This window comes from Phosphitispora fastidiosa (assembly GCF_019008365.1).
GTDB lineage: Bacteria > Bacillota > Thermincolia > Thermincolales > UBA2595 > Phosphitispora > Phosphitispora fastidiosa.
In genome coordinates this window covers 197,107-214,539 of sequence record NZ_JAHHUL010000004.1, presented here as the reverse complement: position 1 = coordinate 214,539, position 17,433 = coordinate 197,107, and the positions used below count along the sequence as shown (strand labels likewise).

Below are 17,433 nucleotides of genomic sequence, written 5' to 3'. Positions count from 1 at the left end.
CCCCATTTCGCCGCGGCTTGAACTCTCCTGCCAAAAGTGCTAAAATCTAAAATGTGTATAACTGTGTTTTAGTGAGGCCGCACAGGTCTCTTTTGTTTATTTAAAAAAAGGGGTGTTTTTATGCTAGGGTTTGTGAAGAAGCTGTTTGATGATAATGCTAAGATTATCAAAAAGCTCCAGAAAACCGTTAATGAAATAAATGGTCTTGAGCCGGAACTTCAGAGGCTGACAGACACTGAACTGCAGGGGAAAACAGGAGAGTTTAGAAACAGACTGGCTGATGGCGCTGATATTGATGACATTCTTCCGGAGGCATTTGCTGTTGTCAGGGAAGCCTCTAAAAGGGTATTGGGAATGAGGCATTTTGATGTCCAACTGATAGGTGGGATGGTCCTTCACCAGGGAAGAATATCTGAGATGAGGACCGGTGAAGGTAAAACCCTTGTGGCCACACTGCCGGCGTACCTTAATGCTCTTACCGGGCGGGGAGTGCATATTGTTACGGTAAACGATTATCTGGCCACAAGGGACAGTGAATGGATGGGGCAGATTTTCAGGTTTATGGGTCTATCTGTTGGCCTGATTGTTCACGGGCTGGATTATGATGAAAAAATTGCGGCCTATAGTTCTGATATAGTTTACGGAACCAATAATGAGTTTGGTTTCGATTACCTCAGGGATAATATGGTAATTCAAAAAGAGAACATGGTCCAGAGGGACCTCTATTATGCTATTGTGGATGAGGTTGACAGTATTCTGATTGATGAGGCCAGAACCCCGCTGATTATATCAGGACAGGCTGACAAGGCTACCGACCTTTATTACACAATGGCAAAAGTAGTGCCAAGACTGAAAAGGGAAGAACATTTTACTGTTGATGAAAAGGCTCACACCGTTGTTCTTACCGAGGAGGGTGTGACCGCAGTTGAGCAAATCCTGGGGGTTCAGAACCTCTATGAAGATGACCATATCGAACTCACACACCACCTGAACCAGGCGCTCAAGGCCCATGGCCTGATGAAAAGGGACCGGGATTATGTGGTTAAAGACGGTGAAGTAATCATTGTGGATGAGTTTACCGGGCGGCTGATGCTGGGACGCCGTTACAGTGAAGGCCTGCACCAGGCTATTGAGGCCAAAGAGGGGGTCAAAATTGAACGGGAGTCTCAGACCCTGGCCACCATTACGTTCCAGAACTATTTCCGGATGTATGAGAAGCTGGCAGGAATGACAGGTACTGCTATAACTGAAGAGGACGAGTTCCGCAAAATCTATGGGCTCGATGTGGTAGTTATTCCTACTAACAGGCCAATGATAAGGAAAGATTTGCCGGATGTTATCTACAAGACCGAGAAGGCCAAGTTTGATGCTGCCGTAGACGAAATCGCGGAACGGCATGCCCTGGGGCAGCCGGTTCTGGTGGGTACCATTTCCATTGAGAAATCTGAAGAATTAAGTGTGACGCTGAAGAAACGGGGTATTCCGCATCAGGTACTTAATGCAAAGCATCATGAAAAGGAAGCGGAAATCGTAGCCCAAGCCGGTCGTTTCGGTGCAGTTACTATTGCCACTAACATGGCCGGTCGTGGTACTGACATCCTCCTGGGGGGGAACCCTGAGTTCCTGGCACAGGAACAGGCAAAGAAGGGTGACAACGAACAGGTTGACCGGGAAAACTATGAAAAACTTTTCAATAAAATTAAAGCCGAAACTGATCAGGAGCACGAAAAAGTTGTATCTCTCGGAGGCCTGCATATTATAGGTACTGAGCGCCATGAGAGCCGTCGTATTGATAATCAGCTCCGCGGTCGTACCGGACGGCAGGGTGACCCCGGGTCCACCCGGTTCTATATTTCGATGGAAGATGATCTGATGCGCCTTTTTGGCTCTGATAATATCAGCTCTTTGATGGGCAAACTGGGGATGGAAGATGATATTCCGATTGAACATTCCCTGATTACCAGGTCAATTGAGACAGCCCAGAAGAGGGTGGAGAACCGCAACTTCGATATCAGGAAAAACGTTTTGGAATATGATGATGTAATGAACAAGCAGCGGGAAGTAATTTATGAACAGCGCCGGCGGGTGCTTCTTGAAGAAAACCTCAGGGAAACCATCAACCAGATGATTGAGACAATGATAGACAGCGACATGGATGTCTACTGCAACCCGGGGGTACACCCCGAGGAATGGGATCTTCAGGGGCTGCTTGAGCACGCAGGTGAATTGTACCTGCCCCATCATGAACTGACTCCTGAGGATTTGGCAGACATGGGCAGGGATGCGGTCAAAGACCTATTGTACAAAAAGTCAATGGATACGTATGATGCCCGTGAACAGGAGCTTGGTGAGGAAAATGCCAGGCATATCGAAAAGGTAATTTTGCTCCGCATGGTTGACGAAAAATGGATGGACCACCTTGATGCCATGGACCAGCTGCGGCAGGGTATCGGACTCCGGGCGTATGGGCAGAAGGATCCTTTGGTGGAATACAAGTTTGAGGGATATGAGATGTTCCAGAACATGATTTCATCTATCCAGGAGGATGTCGTTCGCTATATCTTCAGGGTAAATGTTGTCAAGGAACCCGTTGCCCAGCACCAGAATGTTACTGAGAACAGATATAACGAGGACAGCGGGCCCAGGCAGCCGCGGAAGGTGGAAAACCGTGTCGGCAGGAATGACCCGTGTCCCTGTGGAAGCGGGAAGAAATACAAAAAGTGCTGTGGCAGTTAGCAGAGCTTCATATGTTTTTGATTGTTGAATTGTAATTGGATAGGGGTAGATGTATTCCTACCGCGGGCTACGTCTCCGCCGGCAGCAGCTCCCGCTTTGCGGGTCGCTGGCCGGACGGACGACAGACTCCGCGTTTCGGAACACATCTACCCCTATTTTATAACAATTTAGCTATTCAATAAAACGTGAGCTCAGCCTGAGAGCTCTTTTTTTTGCCCAATACCTAAAGTCAGGCCTGCTTTTTTACGATACCTGATATTGTCAGGAATGAATGATAAGGACAGTGTCTAATGGCAGCTGCCCCGATTATGTCAGGCACAAGTGAAAAAAATGTCAAATTATCCATAATTTTTGCAGGAAAAGACGAAAAAACAGCCAATTATTATAATAAATAAATGTGATTAAGAGGGTGGGCCAAGCGTGGATTTATCATCAATTTTAGGACTTGTACTCGGATTTGCAATGCTCGTAGGCGGCTTTTTGCTGGAGGGCGGCCATTTTACTTCCTTGTTGGAACCGACTGCGGCATTGATTGTATTCGGTGGTACTGCAGGGGCTACTATTGCCAGTTTCTCGATGGAAGACATTAAGCAGGTACCCCAGCTGATTAAAATCACTTTCACTGAGAAGAGATATGAGGTCCAGGAGCTTATTGCTATTTTAAGCAGTTTTGCAGAAAAGGCCAGGCGTGAAGGGCTGCTGAGCCTGGAAAGGGAGACAGCCACTATTGATGATGATTTTCTCAAGCAGGGGATACAGCTTGTGGTGGATGGTACCGACCCGGCCCTGGTAAGGGATATTCTGGAGACACAGATAGAATTCACCGATCAGAGACATAAAATTGGGGCCGAGATCTTTGAAGCAGCCGGCGGTTATTCACCTACCATGGGTATTATCGGAACCGTTATGGGTCTTGTCCACGTCCTCAGTAACCTGGCTGATCCGGATTCCCTGGGCCCGTCAATTGCAGTAGCTTTTATTGCGACACTTTACGGCGTGGCTTTTGCAAACGTTGCCTGGCTGCCTATCGGTCATAAGTTAAAACTGAAGAGTAAGCAGGAGCGGTTTGTTATGGAGATAGCCCTTGAGGGCATCCTTTCCATCCAGGCAGGTGACAACCCGAGTATTGTAAAGGAAAAACTGAAAGCCTTCTTAGCAACAAAAGTACGTCAGGAAAACATAGCCTCCAAGGAATAGGGGTGATTGCATGGGCAGACGCAAAGGCGAGCCGGAAAAGGCGCCCAACCATGAACGATGGCTCATTACATATTCTGACCTGATTACCCTCTTGATGATATTTTTCGTGCTGATGTATACTATTAGTAATGTAAATGCGAAGAAATTTGCTCAGCTGTCATCTTCTATGAGTGAGGCCCTGCTGGGGGAAAAGAGTGGTAGTTTTGTTGGTGAGGCCCCGGGTCCGATGTTGGTGGATACAGGACAGACTGCTGCCGGCGCAAAGACTGAGGCGGCCAGCATGGAAGGGGCCTTGAAAGAACTGGAAAAGTATATCAAGGAAAAAGGACTTGAGGGCAAGGTCGAGGTGGGTCAGGAAGAACGCGGGCTGGTGATTAGTCTCAAGGAAGCCCTGCTCTTCCGGATTGGGTCTGCTGATTTGACCCCGGAAGCCAGGAATGTAGTTGGCGATGTCGGCCAGGTTCTGGCAAAGATGCCGAATAATATCCGCATCGAAGGACATACCTGCAACCTTCCCATAAATACCAGCCGTTATCCTTCCAACTGGGAACTCTCAACGGCACGGGCTACCAATGTGGTCAGGTATTTGGTAACCCAGGTCGGTCTTAAACCGGAAATGCTGTCTGCTACCGGTTATGGCGAATTCCGTCCCATAGTTCCCAATACCTCTGAACAGAACAGGGTCAAAAACCGCCGGGTTGACATAGTAGTATTGAAGAGTTTGCTGAATATCGCTGAACCCGGAAAGGATAATCAGGTTATAATTGTTGAATAGTAATGGTGAACAGGGATTAGAGACAGGATAGTTTACATACAGAGACAGCTTAGAATATTTAGACACCAGGATGTCATGACATAATGTCAAAGGCATCCTTTTTCTACTGTGGAAGAATTCTTAACAGGGGGTACTGACGCCATTTGAAGGGAGGACGGCCTGTTGCAGCTTAAGTTAATGTGCCATGGAGAGAAAGTCGAATGCGGCCGGACAGACGACTGCCATTCAGCGATGTGCAGCCGCGAGCTGATGCTTAAAGTAATGCACAGTCTTGTCAGCCCGCACATCATACCGGTCCTTAACAGGATATTTGAAATACAGGAATTGTTCCAACTGGCTGATGTTGTCTGCCTTGGCGAGAATCAATTGCACCATGTTGTCCGGATGTGTGAACATGCGCTCCAGGTCAGGGAAAATTGTCTTCAGGAGCTTGGCATAAGCAGGGAGAAACTCCTGACAGCGGTCTTGTTCCATGACTCCGGCAAGGGGGAAGAAGTTGATGACAGGGGCTTTGGCGACCGGAAGATGAAACCGGTAAAGGTGCCCAGGAGGCTGAAACGCTATGGCATTCCCTCCTGGGTGGAGTTCAGCGCCCCGCTGCATGACCATATTGAACGCGGCTTGCTGATTGGGGAGACGTATAACCTGAAGGATGATATTCTGGAAGCTATTGTACTGCATCATCATGTTAAAATTTTGCCGGAGACACTTAGACTGATGGCAAGAGGTCTTTTCCTGCCAGGGGTGATTTATGAAGACATTCTTCATTATAAACCGGGGCAGTATGCTGTAAGCGGCAGCATACTCTCACAGGCAGTTGCAGTTATTGATCAGCTATGTGCTATTGAAAGAAAGTTTGAAGGGCGGGTTTGCCTTAATGGTGAACCGGAAAAGATGGAAGATGAACTGGTAAAAGACTTGGTGATAGGGGTGACCGATACTTCCGACCCGCGTATTTCCCTGCTGGGAAACAGCCTGAATGGCAGGGAGACAGTAATTCTGCTGGATATCAGAAGTTTTGGGTCTTTTGTGGTCAATAACAGTGAATACAAGGTGCAGTCTATGAAAAAAGAGGTGCTGCATACTATCCGTTCTGTTATCCGGGTACAGGATTTTTACCGGGAAAAAGATATGGTCAGCCTGGTAGGCGGGGATGAATATGCTGTGATTACAAAGGTGCTGGAAGACAGCATCATTAAAAAAATGGTTACCAGGATTAAGGCCGCTATAAAGGGCCGGACCGGCTTTGATGTCCGTTATGGTTTTGGAACCGGGGGCACGATAGAGGGAAACTTCCATATAGCCAGGGATATGGCAAATTCACAAAAAGGATATTAAATTTTGACAAAAATTTCAGGGGAAAGTATAATTATATAGGCTGAGAAATATAACAGCTATAAAAAGGATTTGGGGGTATACGTGTGCTGGCAGACTTAAAAAAGGAACTGGAAATGCTCGGAAGGCGTATTGAAGATCTGAGGGTTTCTCTTTGACTTTGATAACAAATTAAAAAAGGCGGCAGAATTGGAATCACGCTCCGCTGAGGACGGTTTCTGGGATGAACCGGAAGCGGCCCAAAAAGCGATGCAGGAGATTAACCGCCTGCAAAGCAGGATAAATGATTATAACCAAGTGTCCCGAATGTATGAAGATGTTAATCTTCTCTGGCAGCTGGGCATGGAAGAGGGGGATGAATCCCTGGAAAAGGAAGTATCCAGGGACATGGAAGAGCTTGAAGCCATCCTCAGTGGTATTGAACTGGTACTGTTATTAAGCGGTCCGTACGACCGGGCTAATGCTGTTATTTCACTACATGCCGGAGCAGGGGGCACTGAGGCCCAGGACTGGGTGGAAATGCTGCTGCGTATGTATACCAGGTGGGCTGATGAAAGGGACTATGGTGTCGAAACCCTGGACTTCCTGCCTGGGGACGAAGCCGGTGTCAAGAGCGCTTCACTGCTTATTACCGGTGAAAATGTTTACGGTTACCTCAAGACTGAAAAAGGAGTGCACCGTTTGGTAAGGATATCGCCTTTTGACGCCTCAGGAAGAAGGCATACTTCCTTTGCCTCAGTTGATGTGCTTCCTGAGGTTGAGGACGATAACCTGGTTGTTATTGACCCGGGGGATTTGAAGGTTGATACTTACCGTTCCGGCGGGGCCGGCGGGCAGCATGTCAATAAAACCGATTCCGCGGTAAGGATAACACACCTGCCCTCAGGAATTGTTGTCCAGTGCCAGAATGAGCGCTCCCAACATGCAAACCGCCTGAAGGCCATGAAATTTCTTCAGGCGAAACTCCTGGATCTGCAGCTAAAACAGAAGGAGCAGGAGATCAGCGCACTCCGCGGAGAACAGCAGGATATTGCCTGGGGAAGTCAGATCAGATCATACATTTTTCAACCCTATACCCTGGTGAAAGACCACCGGACGGGAGTCGAGATTGGTAATGTGGATGCGGTAATGAATGGAAATATCTCCCCGTTTATCTCTGCTTACCTGCAGTCACAGGCTAAACACCGGTAAAACATTGTGATTAGAACAGGCGCTCCCGAGGGATTATACTAGTAGCATGCTAAGGGAGTTGGCTTCCTTGAAACGAAGGCTAATACGCGAATATTTTTTCATATTAATTGGTGTTTTACTTACTGCAATAGGCCTGGATATGTTTCTTGTGCCTAATAAGATTGCTGCCGGCGGGGTAAGCGGGATTGCCACTATTGTTTATTATGCGGCACGTTTTCCGGTGGGCATGACCATGCTCATCATAAACGTGCCCCTTTTCCTTATCGGAATAAGGAAGCTGGGGGTGGGCTTTGGTATCAGGTCCTTATTCGGGACGGTGACCATTTCCCTGGCGGTGGACCTCCTGGCGCCGATTCTGCCTGTTCCCACCAGGGACCCGCTGCTTGCATCCATATATGGAGGTATTGTAACCGGTATCGGAATCGGTATTGTTTTCCGCAACGGGGGTACAACAGGGGGCACTGACCTTGCTGCCGCCATTGTAAATAATTACATGAAAATGAGTGTCGGTGTTGTTCTCTTCATGATTGATGCCGCTGTTATAGCTGCAGCTGGAATCACCTTCAAGAGTGCGGAACTGGCCCTTTATGCCCTGCTCACAATATTTCTCACGTCAAGGGTAATTGATATGGTCCAGGAGGGCTTTGGCTATGCCAAGGCAGCGCTGATTATTTCCGACAGGCCCCGGGAGATATCTGAAGCTATCCTGAGCCAGATGGATCGGGGGGTCACTACCTTAAAGGGTACAGGAATGTATACCGGGACCGACCGGGATGTTGTGTTTTCTGTTGTTACCAGGGCTGAAATCTCTATATTGAAAAAACTGGTACATAGTATCGACCCAAAGGCTTTTGTTATCCTGACAGATGTTCATGAAGTCTTGGGAGAGGGCTTTAAGAGAAGAGTGTGAAATAATCACAAAACCGAGAAGGAGTGACAAAAAAATGGATAGTTCTGTACTGCAGGATTTGGAGGCCAAGGCTTGTAAAATGCGGCAGGATATCGTAAGGATGCTGGGGGAAGCCGGGTCAGGGCATCCCGGAGGTTCACTTTCCGCTGCCGATATTGTTGCGGCTCTATTTTTTAATGAGATGAAGACTGACCCGCAGAAGCCGGATTGGCCGGGAAGGGATCGGTTTGTACTCAGTAAGGGGCATGCTGCGCCTGTTTTATATGCTGCCCTGGCTGAAAAAGGGTTTTTTCCGGTGGATGAACTGATGACCCTGAGGAAAACCGGCAGCAGGCTGCAGGGACACCCCAGTATGAAACACCTGCCAGGGATTGAGATGTCAACAGGGTCCCTTGGCCAGGGGCTTTCGGTGGCTAATGGGATGGCTATCGCCGGTAAATTGGACAAGCGTGATTACCGTGTTTATGTGGTTCTTGGTGATGGGGAAATCCAGGAGGGTCAGGTCTGGGAGGCTGCTATGGCGGCAGCCCATTATAAGCTTGACAATCTGGTTGCCTTCCTGGACCATAATGGACTGCAGATTGACGGTCCTGTCACCGAAGTAATGTCACCGGAACCTGTGGCAGACAAGTGGCGTGCCTTTGGATGGCATGTTGAGGAGATAGATGGCCATAATATGAAGGAAATTACCGATGCTTTGGCCAGAGCCAGGGAGATTAAGGGGAAACCTGTTATGATTGTGGCCAACACTGTTAAGGGAAAAGGAGTCTCATTCATGGAAAATCAGGCAGGCTGGCACGGCAGCGCCCCGAATGGTGAGCAGATATGCCAGGCCCTGGCCGAGTTGGGAGGGGAAGCCGGTGAGTAAAAAAATAGCAACACGTGAAGCTTATGGGAAAACCTTGGCCCGGTTGGGAGCAGTGAACAATAACATAGTAGTCCTTGATGCCGACCTTTCTAAATCGACCAAGACAGCGGATTTTGCCGCAGTATTCCCGGAACGTTTTTTTGATATGGGAGTTGCCGAGCAAAACATGCTGGGGACAGCCGCCGGATTGGCTGCCGCAGGGAAAATACCTTTTGCCAGTTCTTTCGCGGTATTTGCCACCGGAAGGGCTTTTGAGCAGATTCGTAATTCCATAGCCTATCCGAAGCTGAATGTTAAGATTGCCGCCACTCATGCGGGAATCAGTGTAGGTGAAGATGGGGCTTCACACCAGTCGATTGAGGATATTTCCCTGATGCGGACACTGCCCAATATGACAGTAATCGTACCCGCAGATGCTGTGGAGACAGAAAAGGCGGTAGAGGCAGCAGTGGAAATAAAGGGGCCTGTTTATCTGAGACTGGGCAGGCTGGGCCTTCCGGCGGTGTTTGATGAAAACTACCGTTTTGAGGTAGGAAAAGCTGTCACTCTTAGGGAGGGCAGTGATGTTACCGTCATCGCCTGTGGTTTAATGGTAGGTCAGGCAGTAGAGGCCGCTGAGGCGCTGGCCGGGGAAAATATCAGTGTCCGGGTCATTAATATGCATACAATCAAACCTATTGACAGGGATGTGATTCTAAAGGCAGCGCGGGAAACCGGGGCTGTGGTAACTGCGGAAGAGCACAACATCATTGGAGGTCTTGGCAGCGCAGTGGCCGAGGTCCTGGTACAGTCCGAACCGGTTCCCCAGGAAATGGTGGGTGTCAGGGACACCTTTGGCGAATCCGGCCCACCGTCCGAGCTGCTGCAGAAATACGGGCTGATGGCTGGGGATATTGCTGCTGCAGCTAAAAAGGTCATGGGCAGGAAAAAAGGATAAAGTAAAGGGACAGTCCGGTTACTTAATACAAAAGCGTGTAAGGGGTAGATATATTCTTCCGGAACATATCTACCCCTTTTCAGCTTTCTAAATGTATAACTGTTTTACAGCTGTCCTAACTGTCTCAAGGTCTACTTCAGGATGAACATATACCATTGGAACCGTATCAAGTAAAGTAAAATAGATATCTTTATGGAAAATTGATGCAAAATCTTTTGTTATTCCCGATAAATTGAGGTACACTTTTGGGCTTTTAAACTTGTACTCCGCTTTAACTGCAAAAATGTTGCCTTCGTCTAACTGCAGTTTCTCTTTTAAATCGCTTTCTATGTTGCTGGGGTCTGTATTAATAAATTGTCCTAATTGGGCATCTGCTTGAGAAAATAGCTCTTTCAATTGGAATTGGTTTTTCCAAGGAGCTTTATAGTGTGCTCTACCAAAAAGTTGTTGATAAAGTGAATTATTTATAGGACTGCTATCTTTTAATTCTTTAAACAGTTGGTAAATATCATGGTCATCAACTAAGTTATCCCTTATAGCTTCTATTGAAAAATACTTTTGCTTCGTTGGTGGGTCTAATGTTGACAAGAATTTTTGTAAGAGATGGTCTGTATAAACTGTAACGTGATGGTTATATACCCACATATACAGAGTATTTCTTGCATAAACAAAATTGGCAACAACACTTAGTGCAGATGAATCAAAGCACAGTTTACCACTAACTATATTATAGGCTCGTATTAATCTATCAGTATCAATTGAAACTAAGGTGTTTCCTGTACCCGAAGAGAACGAATCTCTACAGAAGTAATCCAATTTGTCTACATCTATCGACGAATTCAAAATCTCTATAATACCGTTTTTTACTTTGTTGTCGACTGTGTTTGGGTATAAATTACCAGTTATCATACGACAAAACAGTTCTTTATCACATCCAAATTCCTCAAGTTCCTGGTTGAAAATATGTAATGCAACTAAGCAACTTAAGTATTCGTGTTGAGCCCCGTTAACCAGGTTAATTTTTCCTATTTTGTTATGCAATTCATCACGTAAATTATTTTTATCAAAAACAATTTCTCCGGTATGAGATAGTGGAGTATGTCCCACATCATGTAACAAACAAGCATACCGAACTGTATTTTCTAAAGGTCTGATAATCTCTTGCTGGTCAGGTGGTAGTTTGTTAACAACCGTTTGGAATACTCTCATTCCTAAATGCATTACACCAATTGAATGTTCAAATCTAGTATGATTTGCACTAGGATACACTGTATGACAGCCTGATTGGCGTATCCTCCTTAATCTTTGAAAAGCAAGAGTGTCGATGAATTTCAAATCATTCTCATTTATTTGTACATATCCATGGACCGGGTCTCGAAAAATCTTCGTCTTCATTATCGAAAACCTCACTAAAAGTTGACGCTACTTTTTTGGCAATAATCGACCTTCTGTCAAACAATCTCTGTAAGACAAATTCCTTGTTAAAATATTGTTTCTTTGATTCTATTATGCAAATATAATTATTGTTCTTCTCTATGTAATTCTGACTAATCCAGAAACTAAGTAACATTTCAATTTGATCACTATAATCTTCCAATTCAACGTCAATTCCGTGACTGTTTAGCTTCTCAACGATGGTTTTAAGTTTATAATAAAGTCGTTGCTCTTCGATGTTTGATTCTGAGTTCCAAGCAATACAACCCAATACCAAAGGCTTTAAATCTATCCTATCTGAGTTAAGCATCGTACCCCTCCAAAAGTAAATATTAAGATATTGATTTGCTATTGTGTGAAAAATACCTCCTTTCAAAGATTATAATAATTTAATGAAAAAATTCTTTTGGGGTCGAATATTAATAAAATGTGTCTTTTTAATAATTCTTTTGACATACTTTTTTTATTTCCTGCATTATTATGTATATTTTTCCAAATGTTTTTAAATTCATTTATTTCTTACAAGTTTTGTGGAATGATACCGTGACAGTCCTATACTCCGGCAATGACATTGCCAAGTGGTGAGGTGCGGAAAATCGGTACAACATCTCGCCACCCCCCTTAGAAAATCCTGTTAATTCTAAACTTTAAAAGAGGAATTTAAGATATAATGTCGAAAAAATTAACTATATTTGAGAGTCGATGAGACAGGCTTATTTTACAGCCCAACAGATGTACCACTGAGTCGAAACAATATTGTTAGGGGTGTTAATTCTTAAATGATAAATATGATTAATGTCTCCAAGGTCTACCCGAATGGGACCAAAGCTTTGACAGATATAACACTGAGAATAGAAAAGGGTGAATTTGTATTTCTGGTAGGCCCCAGCGGTGCCGGTAAGTCAACAATGACAAAGTTAATCTTTCGGGAGGAGCAGCCATCACGGGGCCAAATTCTCTTTAACAGGAAAAATATTTCCCGTTATAAGCAGCGTGAAATACCCTATATCAGGAGGTCAATCGGGGTAATATTTCAGGACTTCCGGCTGCTGCAAAGCAAAACAGTAGCTGAGAATGTTGCGTTTGCCCTTGAAGTGATAGAGGCATCCCGGAAGGAAATCAGGAAAGCAGTGCCGGAGGCGCTGGCGCTGGTCCGGCTTGCCGATAAGGCTAATGTAATGCCATCTGAGCTGTCAGGCGGAGAACAGCAGAGGGTGGCTATTGCCCGGGCTATTGTAAATAACCCGCCGTTGGTTATAGCCGATGAACCTACCGGGAACCTCGACCCTGACACCTCGTGGGAGATCGTAACCCTGCTCCAGGAAATAAATAAATGTGGGACAACCATCATTATGGCCACACATGCCAAAGAAATTGTGGACTCAATGAGAAAAAGGGTTGTTGCCCTGGAAAAAGGTAAGATTGCCAGGGATGAGGAACGAGGTGGATACGGGTATGAGGATTAGGACTTTTGGCTACTTCGTCCGTGAAGCCTGCAAATCCCTGTACCGCAATAATTGGATGGGCTTGGCCTCCATTGGCACGGTTGCCGTATCCCTGATTATATTCGGGGCATCTCTGATAACTGTGATGAATGCTAACTACCTGGCAACCAGGCTGGAATCTAATGTGGAGATAATTGCCTATCTGAAGGATAATGTGGCTGAAGCTGAGGCCCGGGCGCTGAAGGAAGAGATAAATAAGCTGCCCGGGATCGCCAAGGCAGAGTTCAAAAGCAAGGACCAAGCCCTAAGGGAATTCAGGCAAGAACTAGGGGCCCAGCAGAACATGGTAGATGCCCTTGGCGGTAAGAATCCCCTGCCTCACCTGTTTGTCATAAATACCATTGCACCTGAAGATGTGGGCAAGGTGGCCGAAGGTCTTCAGGCTCTTAAACAGGTGCAAAAGGTTGATTATGGCAAAGACTTTGTGGAAAAGCTTTTTGCAGTCATTAAGTGGGTTCGTATAGTAGGGATTACGATTATAGTTCTGCTGGGCCTGGCAGCTGTTTTTTTGATTGCCACAACCATCAGATTGACTGTGTTCAATAGGAGAAAAGAGATTGAGATAATGAAAGTCCTTGGCGCTACCAACTGGTTTATCAGGTGGCCCTTCCTGATGGAAGGTATGGCGCTTGGTTTTACCGGAGCGTTGCTGGCAGTCCTTGTAGTCGGTATTAGTTATGTTTCTTTCACTGATTACATCCAGAGCAATTTCAATTATGCCGTTTTCGGGCTGCAGACAGACCCGCACTTCATGCTGGTACTGGGCGGTTCCATGCTGGGAGCGGGTATGTTTATAGGAGCTGTGGGGAGTGGCATCTCAATGCGCAGGTTCTTAAGGATTTAGGTGAAGGAGGGAAACCAGTGGATCAAATATCAAAAAAAGGCCGGATTTTTGCGGCCATTATAACTTCCTGCATCCTGCTTGCGGCTTCTATCATCCCGTCCTTTGCCGGTGAGCTGGATAACCTGATTAATGAGCAAAGACGGAAGCAGCAGGAAATGACCCAAACCCAGAGACAGATTAGTACTGAGAAGAAAAAGGAAAAGGCCGTACTGCAGGAACTGTCCAATCTGGACAAGTCTATTGACCAGGTAGAAAACGACCTTGATGTGCTGCGCTCAAAAATCAAAAAGGTCAGTGCACAGGTTGACAAGGTGAGGGTTGATTTAAAGGATGCCGAAGAGAGGCTGGGGGAACGCACTGCGGTTCTTAATGTAAGGGTTAAGGATATATACATGAATGGACAGGTGAGTTACCTGGAAGTGCTGATTAGCGCCAATAGTTTCTCCGATTTTGTTACCAGGTTCGAGTTTTTAAGCCGGATAGTCAAACAGGATACCGAACTGGTAAATAACATTCAGGCTGAACGTCGTGATATTTCCAATAAAAAAGCTGACCTTGAGATGAAATTAAGTGAAGTCAGGGCTCTGGAAACCAGGAAATCGACTCAGCAGTCAAGCCTGGAGTCAATTAAGGGCGACCGGGAAGAAAAGCTTGATGAAATTAAGTCCACCCAGGAAGCATTAAAAGATGCCCTGAATGAAATGGAAAAAGAGTCTAAGGCGCTGGACGAGTTAATCAGGCGGAAGTCGGCAAATTCAAAGGCCAAGGGTACCGGGCAGCTTATCTGGCCTTTACCGGGATATTCGAGGATAAGTTCTGAGTATGGCTGGAGGATGCATCCCATACTGAAGGAGCGCAGGTTCCACGACGGGATTGATATCCCGGCCCCTTCCGGAACAGCGGTAAAGGCTGCAGACAGTGGTACGGTTATTTATGCCGGCTGGCAGAACGCTTATGGCAAAGTGGTTATAGTTGACCATGGGGCAGGAATAACTACTATGTATGCCCACCTTTCGTCCCAGTCGGTATCTGACGGTCAGGAAGTCGCCAAGGGAGAAACAGTCGGCAAAGTTGGCAGCACCGGGTGGAGTACGGGCCCGCACCTTCACTTTACAGTCAGGAAAAATGGTTCGCCGGTCAGCCCGCACAGCTATCTATAGGACAATTATTAATTCTGAAAAAATCTCAGCTGTTGTTTTTTTTCTAATATTATTGTAGTAAAAGGATTACATACGTTTTGCAATAAGCCCATAAAACCTTGTTATTCAAGGGATGTCGGAACATTTTTATCAAAATACATAGTTCCGTTTCTGGAAATTTCAATCCTGGGGAAGAAGGATTTTATTAAAACCTTCTTCCTTTTATTGTTCAGCTTGTCCCAATTATCTATAGCAAGTTGAAGGTTTTTCAGGACAAAATCAATCGATTCTACTTTAACATTTAACCCCGTTGCTTCCCTTTTTAGTTTTAATATTTCGTTTTTTAGATTGTTAATCACGGTCATTGTTTCAGAGTATCTGCGGTTGTATATTTCGGGAAGCAACGGGGAATCTTCCCTTTCGTAATCAGCATCCAGTCTTAGAAGGAACTTCTCTTTTTGAGAAAGCAATTTTTCACGGTCCTTAATCTGCTGGGCAATACGCATTAAGTTAGTAGACTTCGATTTGTCGCTTTCAGATATTATTGACATCAGTATCTTCGGGTTTAATATTATTTTTTTCAGCTCTTCCAGGACCGTTTTGTGAATCTTGTTGCCAGGTTTTAAATGAGTACATTCACTGCCATTTCTGCGTCCAGAGCAATCGTATATTATATATTCGCTATTTTTTCGTTTCTGTTTCCATCCATACATGCGGCTGCCACACTCATGGCAATATAACTCAACAAGGTAATCATTGTCTCTCGGGCTGCTAATTGCATGTGTGTTTTGAGGTTGAATCTCCTGATGGACCTTGTTCCACAGATCCATAGGAACGATCGGCGGATGTTTAGCGGGGTATTCAACACCCTTCCAAGTATGGATACCGATATACCTTTTGTTGGTAACAATTTTATATATAGTGCCCGCATAAAACTTCCCACCATATTTAGTCTTTACTCCGCGGGAATTTAAAACATCAGCAATTTCCGGGAATGATATGTTTTTTGCCCGCATCTGAAAAACGTCTAACACTATCTTGACTTCTTCCGGAATTATACTCCACTTCCCGCGGTTTGAATTAAGTCCAAGAGTATTAGACCGGCAACCGGAAAATCCTTTTTTGGCTTTTGCGTCACGATATTCCCATAGACGTTCTTTGATGTTTTCATACTCTTCTCTGGCAATAAATAATTCCATCCGGATCTGTCTTTTGTCCGCAAGATTGGAAGGATCGTATATTTTATGTGGGGTAATTACATAGAAGTTATAGGCTATAAGCGCATCATATATTCTGCCGGCATCTGTAAAATTGCCCCGGCCCAGGCGGGATATCTCACGGACAACAATACCCTGGTAACTGCCTGACGGAATATATGTTTCCAGTATTTCTTTGAATACCGGGCGGTCATCAATTGTGTCCGCAGAACCAATTTCAGGCATAATATCATTTTCTGTGTACTGGATACTGCGCTTTTTGCAGGTATTGCATAGCATTTCTGTCATGGCGGCCAGGCAATCTTCACCGGTTTCTTTTTCCCGTTCAACGTCTTCCCGTGATTTTCTTGGATAAATTATTACTCTCTGAATGTCGAAATTAGTCATAGTTTTTGCTCCTTAATACTCTTTAATAATAAGTGTTTCAACCCTGCAATCCCGTATTTCAAACCCTGAATCCTGTATTTGGGTCCAAATTGTTAGAAAATTATTACATCGATAACGGTAATCATTTGTAGAAATACACAATAATATGTAGAGAGGTAGGGGGTTGGCAGAAGGTCTTTTGTGGGTTAAAATTATATTAACCGAACGAATGTTTGAACTTAACAAAAAGGGAGAGTGTTGTTTGTGACAAGAAAGGTTGTTTTTCAAAAAATGGAGCCGGAAATAAAAAGGATAGAAACCAATAAGCTGTTAATACTAAACACTCTCTACTATAAAAACGATATACCTGTATTGTTTGTCCCAAAAGAAGCGAAACTTCTAAAAAGTACATGTTATTAGAACCCCTTTCGGGGTTCTAATTTTTTTCTGTATTATCGGGTTCTAGCTTGTTCTCTGGTTCTGGTTCGTTTTCCGGTTCTGGTTCTAGCTTGTTCTCTGGTTCTGGTTCTAATTCGTTGGTTAATTTAATAACCAACTGGAGTGATTTTTTTATTTGATCCACTGTTATGCCTTTGGCTGTTAAGTTAGCGGCCAAAGTTATTAAAGGCTTGACCTCTTCGCGGGCAAGGAACTCTTTTTCTTTGAGTGAATAATTATCTCTATATATTTCAAATTCAACAGTTTCACCATCGCCTGGCTCATGAAGAAGGTAAGATGATTCTACCCCAAGAGCTTTTGCAATCTTTTGCAACGACTTTAAGGAAGGATTTATTTGACCAGACTCAATCATCCCTATATAAGAACTTGATACGCCGTTTTCTTTACCAAAAATTTCAATAATCCTAGCACTCAAATCTCTCTGGGACAATCCTTTTGATTCTCGGAGGCTTTTAATCTTTATTATCAAAGATTTCTTTTGTTGTCGCATTTTTCATTATCCCTCCTTTCTTTGCTTATT

The 17,433-nt window shown here is 45.0% G+C and carries 15 protein-coding genes; 11 read left to right on the top strand and 4 right to left on the bottom strand.

Annotated elements, in window-relative coordinates; all coding sequences use genetic code 11:
* Nucleotides 1-120 precede the first annotated feature (120 nt).
* The 8 genes from secA to Ga0451573_RS06320 all read left to right on the top strand — a co-directional run bounded on the left by secA (nt 121) and on the right by Ga0451573_RS06320 (nt 9,949).
* Complete coding sequence (secA, locus tag Ga0451573_RS06355) at nt 121-2,736, top strand: preprotein translocase subunit SecA (RefSeq protein ID WP_231683047.1); 2,616 nt, start codon at nt 121-123, stop codon at nt 2,734-2,736.
* Between the two features lie 420 nt (nt 2,737-3,156).
* Nucleotides 3,157-3,933, top strand: coding sequence for a flagellar motor protein (locus Ga0451573_RS06350; RefSeq protein WP_231683046.1), 777 nt, complete (start codon nt 3,157-3,159; stop codon nt 3,931-3,933).
* A 10-nt stretch (nt 3,934-3,943) separates the two neighbouring features.
* Nucleotides 3,944-4,708, top strand: coding sequence for an OmpA/MotB family protein (locus tag Ga0451573_RS06345; RefSeq protein WP_231683045.1), 765 nt, complete (start codon nt 3,944-3,946; stop codon nt 4,706-4,708).
* Nucleotides 4,709-4,870: 162 nt separating this feature from the next.
* The gene (locus tag Ga0451573_RS06340; protein WP_231683044.1) at nt 4,871-6,046 is read left to right on the top strand and encodes a phosphohydrolase; all 1,176 of its coding nucleotides are present in this window, start codon (nt 4,871-4,873) and stop codon (nt 6,044-6,046) included.
* Nucleotides 6,047-6,129: 83 nt separating this feature from the next.
* Nucleotides 6,130-7,234, top strand: a protein-coding gene (gene prfB / locus Ga0451573_RS06335; RefSeq protein ID WP_435052284.1) for a peptide chain release factor 2 whose coding sequence is annotated in 2 segments (ribosomal slippage) — nt 6,130-6,186 and nt 6,188-7,234 — 1,104 coding nt in all. Because the reading frame shifts where the segments join, the coding sequence is not laid out codon by codon here.
* Nucleotides 7,235-7,301: 67 nt separating this feature from the next.
* Nucleotides 7,302-8,144: a YitT family protein gene (locus Ga0451573_RS06330; RefSeq protein WP_231683042.1), complete on the top strand. Its 843-nt coding sequence runs from the start codon at nt 7,302-7,304 to the stop codon at nt 8,142-8,144.
* Between the two features lie 34 nt (nt 8,145-8,178).
* On the top strand, nt 8,179-9,012 hold the full coding sequence (locus tag Ga0451573_RS06325) for a transketolase (RefSeq protein ID WP_231683041.1): 834 nt from the start codon (nt 8,179-8,181) through the stop codon (nt 9,010-9,012).
* Entirely contained in the window at nt 9,005-9,949 is a 945-nt protein-coding gene (locus tag Ga0451573_RS06320) for a transketolase family protein (RefSeq protein WP_231683040.1), read from the top strand. Before Ga0451573_RS06325 ends, Ga0451573_RS06320 begins: the two co-directional genes overlap by 8 nt.
* Nucleotides 9,950-10,036: 87 nt before the next feature.
* On the opposite strand, the gene Ga0451573_RS06315 is transcribed toward Ga0451573_RS06320, so the two are convergent.
* Nucleotides 10,037-11,344: an HD domain-containing protein gene (locus tag Ga0451573_RS06315; RefSeq protein WP_231683039.1), complete on the bottom strand. Its 1,308-nt coding sequence runs from the start codon at nt 11,342-11,344 to the stop codon at nt 10,037-10,039.
* Entirely contained in the window at nt 11,292-11,693 is a 402-nt protein-coding gene (locus Ga0451573_RS06310) for a hypothetical protein (protein WP_231683038.1), read from the bottom strand. The genes Ga0451573_RS06315 and Ga0451573_RS06310 overlap by 53 nt, the downstream gene beginning before the upstream one ends.
* Nucleotides 11,694-12,162: 469 nt before the next feature.
* Here Ga0451573_RS06310 and ftsE point away from each other — a divergent pair, with 469 nt between their 5' ends.
* From ftsE to Ga0451573_RS20015, 3 genes are read left to right on the top strand one after another with little or no spacing between them, the layout of a single operon-like run.
* Nucleotides 12,163-12,849, top strand: coding sequence for a cell division ATP-binding protein FtsE (gene ftsE, locus Ga0451573_RS06305; protein WP_231683037.1), 687 nt, complete (start codon nt 12,163-12,165; stop codon nt 12,847-12,849).
* Nucleotides 12,839-13,732 carry a permease-like cell division protein FtsX gene (gene ftsX, locus Ga0451573_RS06300; protein ID WP_231683036.1) on the top strand — a complete coding sequence of 298 codons (894 nt, stop codon included), beginning with the start codon at nt 12,839-12,841 and terminating at the stop codon, nt 13,730-13,732. Before ftsE ends, ftsX begins: the two co-directional genes overlap by 11 nt.
* Before the next feature lie 17 nt (nt 13,733-13,749).
* Nucleotides 13,750-14,892: a murein hydrolase activator EnvC family protein gene (locus tag Ga0451573_RS20015; protein ID WP_231683035.1), complete on the top strand. Its 1,143-nt coding sequence runs from the start codon at nt 13,750-13,752 to the stop codon at nt 14,890-14,892.
* A 101-nt stretch (nt 14,893-14,993) separates the two neighbouring features.
* Here the strand turns inward: Ga0451573_RS20015 and Ga0451573_RS06290 are convergent, their stop codons facing one another.
* Nucleotides 14,994-16,475, bottom strand: a complete 1,482-nt coding sequence (locus Ga0451573_RS06290) for a recombinase family protein (RefSeq protein WP_231683034.1) — start codon at nt 16,473-16,475, stop codon at nt 14,994-14,996.
* Between the two features lie 415 nt (nt 16,476-16,890).
* The gene (locus Ga0451573_RS06285) at nt 16,891-17,403 is read right to left on the bottom strand and encodes a helix-turn-helix domain-containing protein (RefSeq protein ID WP_231683033.1); all 513 of its coding nucleotides are present in this window, start codon (nt 17,401-17,403) and stop codon (nt 16,891-16,893) included.
* Nucleotides 17,404-17,433 lie beyond the last annotated feature (30 nt).